Genomic DNA, 12,961 nt, shown 5'->3' on the forward strand with positions numbered 1-12,961 from the left:
GGAGCAAAGCCCCCCTTTGTTAAGGGGGGCGCGGCGACAGCCGCGGGGATAGGCAAACCGAGGGCGGTGCCGAAAGCCTGCATCGCAGGCTTTCGGGTCGGGCCGGCTTCACCGGCCCGACCACGGGGTCACACCCCGTGCGCCGCCAGCTGGCCCAGGCGCTGCACCGCGACCGAGACGGTCGGGTAGTCCAGCGTCTTCTGCTCGGCCAGTTCGGCCAGCATCGCCAGGGTGAAGCGCAGGCTGCTGTCATCGCGGCCCAGCCACGCGGCGACCTTGGCCTCGGCGCTGCCGCCCTTCATCGACAGCACCTGGCCGGCCAGGTTGCGCTGGTGCGCGGCCAGTTCGTCGCGCAGCACGCCGCGGGCGACGGCGTGCCAGCGGCCATTGACCTCCAGCGCGTCGATCTGCTCGAACAGCCACGGCATCTGCAGGGCTTCGCCCAGGCGGAAGTGGACCTTGGACACGTCCACCGGCTTGAGCTTGCGGGTGCGCGCCAGTTCGATGATGTCGAACGCCGGCTCCAGGAACTGCAGCTCGGACAGCTGCTGCGCCAGTGCCGCCGGCAGGCCCTTCTCCCTCCACTGCTTGACGCTGGCCTCGTAGGCCGGGCGCTGCGAATCCGGCAGCACGCCCGAGGCGACGCGGATGTCGTTGAACGGGCCCTGGTAGCGCTCGACCGCGGCGGTGATGCCCGGCATCGCGCCCGGGCGGTTCAGCAGCCAGCGCACGAACGAACGCTGCAGCTTCCAGATCACTTCCAGCGCATCGACCTGCACGGCTTCGGGCAGGGTGCCGTCCAGCGCGTCGATCTGCGTCCACAGCGCGCGCGCGTCCAGCGTCTCGCGGCTGATGGTGTAGGCCTTGGCGACCTCGGCCACGCTGCGGCCGGTGTCTTCCTGCATGCGCATCAGGAAGGTGGCGCCCATGCGGTTGATGGTCTGGTTGGTCACCGCGGTGGCGATGATCTCGCGCTTCAGGCGGTGGCCGTTCATCGCGTCGGCGTACTTCTTCTGCAGCGGCTGCGGGAAGTAGCGCAGCAGCTCCTTGGACAGGTACGGGTCTTCCGGGATGTCCGATTCCAGCAGCTGCTGGAAGGCGACGATCTTGGAATAGGACAGCAGCACCGCCAGTTCCGGACGGGTCAGGCCCTGGCCGCGCAGCTTGCGCGCGGACAACTCGGCGTCGGACGGCAGGAACTCGATCTGGCGGTCGAGCAGGCCCTGCTGTTCCAGCGTGCGGATGAAATGCTGCTTGGAACCCAGGCGCTTGACGCTCATCCGCTCCATCAGGCTCAGGGCCTGGTTCTGGCGGTAGTTGTCCATCAGCACCAGCCCGGCGACCTCGTCGGTCATCGACGCCAGCAGCTTGTTGCGCTGCTCGACGGTGAGCTTCTTGGCGCGCACCACGTCGTTGAGCAGGATCTTGATGTTGACCTCGTGGTCGGAGGTATCAACGCCGGCGGAATTGTCGATGAAGTCGGTGTTGAGCAGCACGCCGTTGTGCGCGGCCTCGATGCGGCCGAGCTGGGTCATGCCCAGGTTGCCGCCCTCGCCCACGATCCTGCAGCGCAGTTCGCCGCCGTTGACGCGCAGGCCGTTGTTGGCGCGGTCGCCGACGTCGGCGTTGCTCTCGCTGGCCGACTTCACGTAGGTGCCGATGCCGCCGTTCCACACCAGGTCCACCGGCGCCTTGAGCGCGGCGTTGATCAGCTCGGTCGGGGTCATCGACTTGATGCCGGCGTCGATGCCCAGCGCCTCGCGCACCTGCGGGGTGATCTCGATCGACTTGAGCGAACGCGCGTACACGCCGCCGCCCTTGCTGATCAGCTTGGCGTCGTAGTCCGCCCAGCTCGAACGCGGCAGCCTGAACATGCGCTCGCGCTCCTTGAAGGAGGTGGCCGCCACCGGGTTCGGGTCGAGGAAGATGTGGCGGTGGTCGAACGCGCACACCAGGCGGATGTGCTCGGACAGCAGCATGCCGTTGCCGAACACGTCGCCGGACATGTCGCCGATGCCGACCACGGTGAAATCCTGCTTCTGGCAGTCGCGGCCCAGCGCGCGGAAGTGGCGCTTGACCGACTCCCAGGCGCCGCGCGCGGTGATGCCCATGCCCTTGTGGTCGTAGCCGACCGAGCCGCCCGAGGCGAAGGCGTCGTCCAGCCAGAAGCCGTGCGCGCGGGCAATGCCGTTGGCGGTGTCGGAGAACGTCGCGGTGCCCTTGTCGGCGGCGACCACCAGGTACGGGTCGTCCTGGTCATGGCGCACCACGCCCACCGGCGGCACGATCTTGTTGCCGACGATGTTGTCGGTGATGTCCAGCAGGCCGTTGATGAAGCGCTTGTAGCAGGCCACGCCCTCGGCGAACCACGCCTCGCGGTCCACCGCCGGGTCCGGCAGCTGCTTGGCGTAGAAGCCGCCCTTCGAGCCGACCGGCACGATCACGGTGTTCTTCACCATCTGCGCCTTGACCAGGCCCAGCACCTCGGTGCGGAAGTCCTCGCGGCGGTCGGACCAGCGCAGGCCGCCGCGGGCCACCGGGCCGAAGCGCAGGTGGGTGCCTTCCACGCGCGGGCCGCACACGAAGATCTCGCGGTACGGGCGCGGCTTGGGCAGGTCCGGCACGCGGGCGGCGTCGAACTTGAAGCTGATGTAGTCGGCCGGGCCGCCGTCGGCGCGCAGGCCGTCCTTGCGCGGCATGTAGTAGCTGGTGCGCAGGGTGGCTTCGATCACGCCGATGAAGCTGCGCAGGATGCGGTCCTCGTCCAGGCTCGACACGCCGTCCAGCAGCTTGACCAGGGTGTCGTGCACCAGCGCCATGCGCGCCTGGCGGCTGCCGCCGCGCGCCTTGACCACGCCCTCGAGCAGCTTGGCGGTGGCGGCGTCGCCGCCGGCCAGCGCCTTGAACTGCGCCAGCTGCGCGTCGGCGGTGGCCTTGTCGGCGGCCGGCGCCGGGTCGAAGCGGGCTTCGAACAGCTCCACGATCAGCCGCGCCAGCAGCGGGTAGCGGTTGAAGGTGCCTTCGACGTAGGCCTGCGAGAACGGCACGCCGATCTGCAGCAGGTACTTGCAGTAGCCGCGCAGCATCGAGACCTGGCGCCAGTCCAGGCCGGTGGCCAGCACCAGGCGGTTGAAGCCGTCGTTCTCGGCCTCGCCGTGCCACACGCGGGCGAAGGCGTCGGCGAAGGCGGCGCTGGCGGCGGCCGCGTCGATGGCGCCGACGGTCGATTCGACCTCGAAGTCCTGCACGTAGACCGGCGCGTCGTCCACCATCAGGCGGTACGGACGCTCGGCGATCACGCGCAGGCCCATGTTCTCCATCATCGGCAGCACGTCGGACAGCGGGATGTCCTTGAGCTGGCGGTACAGCTTCATGCGCAGGCCGTCGGCGCCGTCGCGGTGGATCGGCTGCAGGCTCAGGCGCAGGTCGTCCGGGCCGGTCAGCGCGTCGAGCTGGGCCACGTCGGCGGCGGCGATCTCGGCGCTGGAGTCCTCGATGTAGCCGGCCGGCAGCGCCTTGCCGATGCGCGAGGCGATGCGCAGGCCTTCGCTTTCGCCGTGGCGGGCGACCAGCGCCTCGCGCAGGTCGTCCTGCCAGTTGCGCAGCACGTGGGCCAGGCGCTTCTCCAGGCCCTCGGTGTCCAGCTCCAGGCTCTGCCCGGCCTTGGGGCGCACGATCAGGTGCACCTGCGCCAGCGGCGAATCGCCCAGCACCACGCTGGAATCGACGTACTCACCCTGCAGCGCATCGCGCAGCAGGCCCTCGATGCGCAGGCGCACGTCGGTGTTGAAGCGTTCGCGCGGCAGGAACACCAGCGCGGAGATGAAGCGGCTGAACTTGTCGCGGCGCAGGAACAGGCGGCTGCGCACGCGCTCCTGCAGGCCCAGCACGCCCATCGCGGTGCGGAACAGTTCGTCCTCGCTGGACTGGAACAGTTCCTCGCGCGGCAGCGATTCGAGGATGTGGCGCAGCGCCTTGCCGCTGTGGCTGGACGGGCTCAGGCCCGAACGCTTCATCACGTTCTCGTAGCGCTGGCGCACCAGCGGGATTTCCCACGGGCGGCGGTTGTAGGCGCTGGAGGTGAACAGGCCGAGGAAACGCTGCTCGCCGACGATCCTGCCCTTGGCGTCGAATTCCAGCACGCCGATGTAATCCATGTAGCCGCCGCGGTGGATGCGCGAGCGGGCGTTGGTCTTGGTCAGGATCAGCGCGTCGGTCAGGCCGCTGGTGGTGTTCAGGCCCTGCGCCGCCAGCCCCTTGACCGGGCGCGCCACCGAGGTGTCCTTGCCGCGCATCAGGCCCAGGCCGGTGCCGTTCTGCGCGGCCAGCACGTCTTCGCGGCCCTGCTTGCCGACCTTGTACTCGCGGTAGCCGAAGAAGGTGAAATGGTTGTCCGCGGCCCAGCGCAGGAACTCCTGCGCCTCATGGCGCGATTCCTCGCTCACCGGCAGCGTGCGCCGGCCCAGGTCGTCGGCCAGGGCCAGCGCCTTGTCGCGCATCGGCTCCCAGTCCCTGACGATGGCGCGCACGTCGTCCAGCGCCTCGGTCACGCGGCGGGCGACGGCGTCCATCGCCTCGGCCGGCTGGCGGTCGATCTCCAGCAGCATCACCGATTCCAGCGGGCCCTCGCCGACGCCGGTGAGCTTGCCGGCCTTGTCGCGGCCCAGCGCGATCACCGGGTGGCCCAGCACGTGCACGCCCACGCCCATGTCGGCCAGCGCCAGCGAAACGGTGTCCACCAGGAACGGCATGTCGTCGTTGACGATCTGCAGCACGGTGTGGGGCGTTTCCCAGCCATCGGTCTTCAGGCCCGGGTTGAACACGCGCACGTTGGCCTTGCCCGGCTTGCGCACGCGGGCGAACTCCAGCATGCCGGCGGCCAGCGCCGCCCAGTCCTCGGCGCGGTGCGCGCTGAACTCATCGGCTTCCATGCGCTTGTAGAACGCAGAGGCGAATGCCACCGCCTGGGCCTGGGCCGCGGCGGGGTAACGCTTGCGCAAGGCCGCAAAAACCGGCTCCAGGGACAGGCCGGCCTCGGAAACATTCTGCTTGGCAGCCGGTTGGGATTTCGTTTTTGCGGACTTGGCAGCGTTGTTTTGCGATTTCATGGTTGAGCTTTCAGTGGGCTCCTGGGGAGGCGCGATTGTAGCCCTCGTCATTCGAAAGACCTTGTTGCAGGGCCGCAATCGGGCTTTGCACAAATCATCCGGAACACACTTAAACCGATGTTTTTAAATGGATTTTTATCCCATAAAACATTCCCCTGGAATGCCGGTAAAAAGCGGCGGGCAGCGTCTTTTCGCGCCGCTTTACCAATTGTGAACTGGACGGTATAGTCCAAATCGTGCATCCCGCCCCCTCCCGATCCGCGCCCATCGAGGCACGCGACCAGCGCGTGTTCGACGCCGTGCGCGAGCTGCTGGCCACCCAGGGCATGCACCTGAGCATGGACGCGGTGGCCGCGCACGTGGGCTGCTCCAAGCAGACCCTCTACAGCCGCTACGGCAGCAAGCGCGAACTGCTCAGCCTGGCGATGCGCCAGCACGTCAGCATCGCCGCCGCGCCGCTGGCCGGCGGCGACGAACGCCCGCTGCGCGAGGTGCTGCTGGATTTCGCCGTGCGCTACCTGGAACACCGCAACCAGCCGCGCAGCCGCCAGGCCGCGCAGGTGATCGGCAGCAGTACCCTGGAATTCCGCGAGGAGGCGCGCGCGCTCTACCACGACAGCGCCGATGCCCTGCGCGACCAGCTGGCTGAATGGATGCGAACCGAGATGGCCCGCGGCCGCGTCATCCATGACGATCCGCATTTCATGGCCGAAATGTTAATAAGCATGATCGCCGGTCAGGATTTCGAACGACAACGCTTCCATGCCCCCCACCGCGACACCCCCGGGTTGCGCCGCCGGTGGGCCGAATTCGCCGTCGATGCCTTCCTGCGCGCCTTCCCGGCGCCGCCGGCCGGCATCCCCGGCACTCGCTGAATACAACCTCCGGAGTTTCCCCGATGACCTCCCCGCTCCGCATCCTCGCCCTCACCGGCGCCCTGGCCCTGGGCCTGACCGCCTGCAAGAAGCCACAGGAACAGGCCGCCCCGCCGCCGCCGGACGTCGGCGTCGTCGAGGCGAAGCCGCAGACCCTGCCGCTGCAGCGCGAACTGGTCGGCCGACTGTCGCCGTTCCGCTCGGCCGACGTGCGCGCGCGGGTCTCCGGCGTGCTGCTCAAGCGCGTCTATGAGGAAGGCAGCGCGGTGAAGGAAGGCCAGCTGCTGTTCCAGATCGACCCGGCGCCGCTGCGCGCCTCGCTGGCCTCGGCCGAAGCGGCGCTGGCCTCGGCCCGCGCCAGCTACGCCAATGCCAGGACCACCGCCGAACGCGCCCGCTCGCTGGCGCCGCAGAGCTACGTGTCCAAGTCCGACCTGGACAATGCCGAGGCCGCCGAGCGCACCACCGCCGCCGCCGTGCAGCAGGCGCAGGCCGCCGTGGCCACCGCGCGCATCAGCCTGGGCTACGCCAATGTCACCGCGCCCATCGCCGGCGTGGCCGGCAAGCAGCAGGTGACCGAGGGCGCGCTGGTCGGCCAGGGCGAGGCGACCCTGCTGACCACCGTCGACCAGATCGACCCGCTGTACGTCAATTTCTCGATGACCGCCGACGAGCTGAGCGCGCTGCGGGCCGCCCAGGACAAGGGCGCGGTGGCGCTGGCCGGCGACGGCAAGACCACGGTGCAGGTCAACCTGCCCGACGGCACGCCGTACGCCCATCAGGGCACGCTGGATTTCTCGGCCACCACGGTCGACCCGGCCACCGGCGCGGTCTCGCTGCGCGCGCAGCTGCCCAACCCCGAGCGCACCCTGCTGCCGGGCTCGTTCGTCAGCTTCAAGGCCAACCTGGGCGAGCGCAACAACGCCTTCCTGATCCCGCAGCAGGCGGTGCTGCGCGACACCCGCGGCGGCTACGTGCTGGTCGTGGGCGGCGACGGCAACGTGGTGCGCAAGGACGTGGTGCTGGACAGCCAGCAGAACGGCAACTGGCTAGTCTCCTCCGGCCTGGCCGCCGGCGACAAGGTCATCGTCTCGGGCGTGCAGAAGGTCAAGGAAGGCGCGCCGGCCAAGCCCTCGCCGTGGCAACCGGCCGCCGCCAAGCCCGCGGCCGCCGCGCCGGCCCCGGCCAAGTAAGGGAAACGGGAATCCGCCATGCCTAAATTCTTCATCGAACACCCGGTATTCGCCTGGGTGGTGGCCATCCTGATCTCGCTGGGCGGCGTGATCTCGATCCTCAACCTGGGCGTGGAGTCCTACCCCAGCGTCGCCCCGCCGCAGGTCACGGTAAACGCCACCTACCCCGGCGCCAGCGCCGCCACCGCCGAGAAGGCGGTCACCCAGGTGATCGAGCAGCAGCTCACCGGCATCGACAACCTGGTCTATTTCAGTTCGTCCTCGTCCTCCACCGGCCGCGTCAGCATCACCCTGACCTTCGACAGCGGCACCAACGCCGACATCGCCCAGGTGCAGGTGCAGAACAAGGTCGCGCTGGCGACCCCGCGCCTGCCCTCGGAAGTGACCAAGCAGGGCGTGGTGGTGGCCAAGGCCAACGCCGGCTTCCTGATGGCCATCGGCGTGCGTTCGGACGACGGCTCGGTGGACCGCGACGCGCTCAACGACATCGTCGGCTCGCGCGTGCTCGACCAGATCTCGCGCGTGCCCGGCGTCGGCAGCACCCAGCAGTTCGGCTCCGAGTACGCCATGCGCATCTGGCTCAACCCGGAGAAGCTGCAGGGCTACCACCTGTCGGCCACCGACGTGTACAACGCCATCGGCACGCAGAACCTGCAGTTCGCCGCCGGCTCGGTGGGCGGCGACCCGGCCCCCAACGGCCAGGCGTTCACCGCCACCGTGGCCGCCGAAGGCCGTTACAGCACGCCCGAGGAGTTCGAGAACACCATCCTGCGGGCCAACGCCGACGGCAGCGTGGTGCGGTTGAAGGACGTGGCCAGCGTCGCCTTCGGCGCGTCCAACTACGGTTTCGACACGCGCTACAACGGCAAGCCGGTGGCCGCCTTCGCGGTGCAGCTGCTGCCCGGCGCCAACGCCCTGGACGTGTCCAAGGCGGTGCGCGCCAAGATGGACGACCTCGCCCCCAGCTTCCCGGCGGGCGTGAGCTGGTTCACCCCGTTCGACAGCACCACCTTCGTCAACATCTCGATCAAGGAAGTGATCCACACGCTGGTGGAAGCCATCGTGCTGGTGTTCCTGGTGATGCTGATCTTCCTGCAGAACTTCCGCGCGACGATCATCCCCACCCTGGTCATCCCGGTGGCCCTGCTCGGCACCTTCATGGGCATGCTGGCGATCGGCTTCACCATCAACCAGCTGACCCTGTTCGCGATGGTGCTGGCGATCGGCATCGTGGTGGACGATGCGATCGTGGTGATCGAGAACGTCGAACGCATCATGAGCGAGGACAGGCTCGACCCGAAGCCGGCCACGCAGAAGGCGATGGGCCAGATCACCGGCGCGGTGGTGGCCATCACCGTGGTGCTGGCGGCGGTGTTCATCCCCAGCGCCATGCAGCCCGGCGCCTCGGGCGAGATCTACAAGCAGTTCGCGCTGACCATCGCCATGTCGATGGGCTTCTCGGCGCTGCTGGCGCTGAGCTTCACCCCGGCGCTGTGCGCGGCCTTCCTCAAGCCGACCCACAACGACAACCCGAACTGGATCTACCGTACCTTCAACAAGTACTACGGCAAGCTCGAGAAGGGCTATGTCGGCACCGTGGGCAGCGTCATCCGGCACAGCCCGCGCTGGCTGATGGTGTTCGCACTGCTGGTGGTGCTGTGCGGCTTCCTGTTCACCCGCCTGCCCGGCAGCTTCCTGCCGGAAGAGGACCAGGGCTATGCGCTGGCCATCGTGCAGCTGCCGCCGGGCGCGACCAAGAGCCGCACCACCGTGGTGTTCGACCAGCTGCTGGGCATGATGAAGGACGACCCGTCCTTCGAAGGCATGATGCAGGTCACCGGCTTCAGCTTCGTCGGTTCCGGCGAGAACGTCGGCATGGCCTTCATCCGCCTCAAGGACTGGGACGCGCGCAAGGAAACGGCGCCCGAGTTCATCCAGAAAATGAACGGCAAGGCCTTCGTCGGCATCAAGGACGCGCAGGTGTTCTTCGTCAACCTGCCCACTGTGCAGGGCCTGGGCCAGTTCGGCGGCTTCGACATGTGGCTGCAGGACCGCGCCGGCGCCGGCCAGGATGCGCTGATGGAAGCGCGCAACACCCTGATCGGCGCGGCCTCGAGCGACAAGTCGCTGGTCGGCGTGCGCCCCAACACGCTGGAGAACTCGCCGCAGCTGCAGCTGAAGGTGGACCGCGTGCAGGCCCAGGCCATGGGCGTGTCGGTCAATGACATCTACACCGCGATCCAGATGATGCTGGCGCCGGTGTACGTCAACGACTTCTTCTACGGCGGCCGCATCAAGCGCGTGAACATGCAGGCCGACGCCGCCTACCGCACCGGCCCCGAATCGCTGCGCAGCTACTACGTGCCCAGCTCGCTGAGCAAGGACGCCGACGGCCAGCGCTCGATGATCCCGCTCAGCACGGTGGTCAAGTCCGAGTGGATCTACGCGCCGCCGGCGCTGAGCCGCTACAACGGCTACTCGGCGGTGAACATCGTCGGCTCGCCGGCGCCGGGCGGCAGCTCCGGCCAGGCGATGGCGACCATGGAGAACCTGGTCCGCGACGACCTGCCCAGTGGCTTCGGTTACGACTGGAGCGGCATGTCCTACCAGGAAATCCTGGCCGGCAACGCCGCCACCCTGCTGATGGTGCTGTCGGTGGTGGTGGTGTTCCTGTGCCTGGCCGCGCTGTACGAAAGCTGGTCGATCCCGGTCTCGGTGCTGCTGGTGGTGCCGGTCGGCATCCTCGGCGCGGTGGTGTTCTCGCTGCTGCGCGGCCTGCCCAACGACCTGTACTTCAAGATCGGCATGGTCACGGTGATCGGCCTGGCCGCGAAGAACGCGATCCTGATCGTGGAATTCGCCGTGGAGCAGCGCGCCGCCGGCAAGACCCTGCGCGAGGCCGCCATCGAAGCGGCGCACCTGCGTTTCCGACCGATCCTGATGACCTCGTTCGCGTTCATCCTAGGCGTGCTGCCGATGGCCATCTCCACCGGCGCCGGCGCCAACGCCCGCCACTCGCTGGGCACCGGCGTCATCGGCGGCATGCTGTTCGCCACCGTCATCGGCGTGCTGCTGATCCCGCTGTTCTTCGTCACCGTGCGCCGCGTGCTCGGCGACAGGCTGGACGAACAGTCCAGGCAGTTCATCGAGCAGCACAAGGTGCGTACCGTGCAGCAGGATCGCTGATCCGGCTGCCCCCTGGAACGACAAAGCCCCGGCACTGCCGGGGCTTTGTTTTTATGCCTTCTCCCATTGGGAGAAGGTGCCCCGAAGGGGCGGATGAGGGTACGGGCAAAGCCTCATGCAACCAGACATCGCGAGGGGCTTCGCCCTTGCCCTCTCCAACCCCCGCTCCGCGCCCCCGGCCCTTGCGCTGGCGCAAGGGCGTTCGAGCGGCAACGAACCGATGGTTCGCAAACTGCCCCTCTCACCCCGCGGGGAGAGGGGCTTGTGAAGTACTCAGCGCACCCCGGTCTCGTTGCGGGCGATGACCAGACGCTGGATTTCGCTGGTGCCTTCGTAGATCTCGGTGATCTTGGCGTCGCGGAAGTAGCGCTCCAGCGGCATTTCCTTGGAATACCCCATGCCGCCGTGGATCTGCACGGCCTGGTGGGCGATCCACATCGCCGCTTCCGAAGCGGTCAGCTTGGCCACCGCCGCTTCGGTGGAGAAGCGCCTGCCCTGGGCCTTGGTCCAGGCCGCGCGCAGGGTCAGCAGCTGCGCCGCGTCCAGCCTGCACTTCATGTCGGCGATCTTGGCCTGGATCATCTGGAAGCTGCCGATCGGCGCGCCGAAGGACTTGCGCTCGCGCACGTAGGCCAGCGATGCCTCGTAGGCCGCGCGGGCGATGCCCACCGCCTGCGAGGCGATGCCGATGCGGCCGGAGTCGAGCAGGCTCATGGCGATCTTGAAGCCCTGCCCTTCAGTGCCGATCACGTCCTCGGCGCGCGCCACGTAGTCCTGGAACTCGATTTCGCAGGTGGCCGAGGCACGCACGCCGAGCTTGGGCTCGGTCTTGCCGCGGCCGAAGCCCGGGCGGGTGGTGTCGATCATGAAGGCGGTGATGCCGCGCGCGCCCTGCGACGGGTCGGTCATCGCGAACAGCACGATGTAGCGCGCAACCGGGCCGGAGGTGATCCAGCTCTTCTGGCCGTTGATCACGTAGGAACCGTCGGCCTGCTTCACCGCGCGGCAGCGCATGGCGGTGGCGTCGGAGCCGGACTGCGATTCGGTCAGGGCGAAGGCGCCGATCTCGCGGCCTTCGGCGATCGCGCGCACGTACAGCTGCTTCTGCGCTTCGGTGCCATGGCTGAGCACGGCGTTGCAGAACAGCGAGTTGTTGACCGACATGATGGTGGCATGCGCGGCGTCGGCGGCGGAGACCTCGATGATCGCCAGCACGCTGGACACCGGGTCCATGCCGGCGCCGCCGTATTCGACCGGCACCTCGATGCCCATCAGGCCGTTCTCGCCGAGCAGGCGGATGTTTTCCAGCGGGTATTCGCCGGTGGCATCGTGGTGCTCGGCGCTGGGCGCGATCTTCTCTTGGGCGATGCGGCGGGCGACGTCCTGCAGCATCAGTTGTTCGTCGGAAAAGCTGAAATCCACTGCACCCCTCCCAGGGCGTTACGAAGTTGCGATTGTAACTGTTGGTGCCGGCGACGCAGACGCCAGGGACATGGATATGAGGCATCGGCAATCCCGCGTTTACCGGGCAACAACCGCGCACGCTTTCCCCCGTCTCGCGGCGCCTTGACCCTGCCGCGCCGCAGCAGCAAAATATCTCTCTATCTCGATAGGTAGATATTTATGGATCTGGAAGACTGGTCGACCCGCCTGAAGGTGTTCGCCGACGCCACCCGCGTGCGCCTGCTGACGCTGCTGGAGCAGGAAGAGCTGACCGTGGCCGAGCTGTCGGCCATCACCACGCTGGCGCAGCCGCGCGTGTCCACCCATCTGGCCCGGCTGAAGGAAGCCGGGCTGGTGCGCGACCGCCGCGCCGGCGTGTCGGCCTATTACCGCTTCGACGAGGCCGCGCTGGATCCGGCGCAGCGCGCATTGTGGCACGCCCTGAGCACCGGCAGCGACGACCCGCTGCTGCGCCAGGACGCCGAGCGCGTTCCTTCCGTGCTGGCGATGCGCGCCGCCGACCAGAACTGGGCCGACAGCGTGGCCGGCGACATGGAACGCCACTACTCGCCGGGCCGCACCTGGGAAGCGCTGGCGCGCAGCGCGTTGCCGCTGCTGGAAACCGGCGACGTGCTCGACATCGCCTCCGGCGACGGCGTGCTGGCCGAACTGCTGGCCCCGCACGCGCAGCGCTATGTCTGCATCGACACCAGCGCACGCGTGGTCGCCGCGGCCAGCGAACGCCTGCGCAAGCTGCCCAACGTGGAAGTGCGCGAAGGCGACATGCACAGGCTGCCGTTCGACGACGGCAGCTTCGACCTGGTGGTGCTGATGCATGCACTCACCTACGCCAGCCACCCGGCCAAGGCCGTGGCCGAAGGCGCGCGCGTGCTGCGCCCGGGCGGGCGGCTGATGCTGTGCAGCCTGGCCCGCCACGAGCACAAGGCGGCGGTGGAGGCCTACGGCCACGTCAACCTGGGCTTCACCGGCAAGGAGCTGCGCAGGTTCGTCGAGAAGGCCGGGCTGGAGGTGTCCAGCCTTGAAACCGTCACCCGCGAGAAGCGCCCGCCGCACTTCGAGGTGATCTCGCTGATCGCCCACCGGTCCTGAGCCGGCGCGTACGCCGCTTCCGCCCTCCGATTCCACGTCACGGTCC

Annotated in this window: 6 protein-coding genes and 1 pseudogene; 4 read left to right on the plus strand and 3 right to left on the minus strand. The window is 68.3% G+C overall.

Going from position 1 to position 12,961, the window contains the following annotated elements; translation table 11 throughout:
* Positions 1-128: 128 nt before the first annotated feature.
* Positions 129-5,108, minus strand: coding sequence for an NAD-glutamate dehydrogenase (locus AC06FP_RS15845; protein WP_478076198.1), 4,980 nt, complete (start codon positions 5,106-5,108; stop codon positions 129-131).
* Between the two features lie 47 nt (positions 5,109-5,155).
* The gene (locus AC06FP_RS15850; RefSeq protein WP_478076199.1) at positions 5,156-5,350 is read right to left on the minus strand and encodes a hypothetical protein; all 195 of its coding nucleotides are present in this window, start codon (positions 5,348-5,350) and stop codon (positions 5,156-5,158) included.
* Here AC06FP_RS15850 and AC06FP_RS15855 point away from each other — a divergent pair.
* From AC06FP_RS15855 to AC06FP_RS15865, 3 genes and pseudogenes are all read left to right on the plus strand, one after another.
* On the plus strand, positions 5,345-5,983 hold the full coding sequence (locus AC06FP_RS15855; protein WP_478076200.1) for a TetR/AcrR family transcriptional regulator: 639 nt from the start codon (positions 5,345-5,347) through the stop codon (positions 5,981-5,983). The genes AC06FP_RS15850 and AC06FP_RS15855 overlap by 6 nt on opposite strands.
* A gap of 23 nt (positions 5,984-6,006) precedes the next feature.
* Positions 6,007-7,170, plus strand: a pseudogene (locus AC06FP_RS15860) (efflux RND transporter periplasmic adaptor subunit); the annotation flags it as partial.
* A 24-nt stretch (positions 7,171-7,194) separates the two neighbouring features.
* The gene (locus AC06FP_RS15865) at positions 7,195-10,362 is read left to right on the plus strand and encodes a multidrug efflux RND transporter permease subunit (protein ID WP_478076201.1); all 3,168 of its coding nucleotides are present in this window, start codon (positions 7,195-7,197) and stop codon (positions 10,360-10,362) included.
* A 273-nt stretch (positions 10,363-10,635) separates the two neighbouring features.
* On the opposite strand, the gene AC06FP_RS15870 is transcribed toward AC06FP_RS15865, so the two are convergent.
* The gene (locus AC06FP_RS15870) at positions 10,636-11,784 is read right to left on the minus strand and encodes an acyl-CoA dehydrogenase family protein (protein ID WP_478076202.1); all 1,149 of its coding nucleotides are present in this window, start codon (positions 11,782-11,784) and stop codon (positions 10,636-10,638) included.
* A 201-nt stretch (positions 11,785-11,985) separates the two neighbouring features.
* Here AC06FP_RS15870 and AC06FP_RS15875 point away from each other — a divergent pair, with 201 nt between their 5' ends.
* Positions 11,986-12,915, plus strand: coding sequence for an ArsR/SmtB family transcription factor (locus AC06FP_RS15875; protein ID WP_456116439.1), 930 nt, complete (start codon positions 11,986-11,988; stop codon positions 12,913-12,915).
* Positions 12,916-12,961: the final 46 nt, after the last annotated feature.

The organism is Stenotrophomonas sp. Steno-Z2 (genome assembly GCF_056393235.1).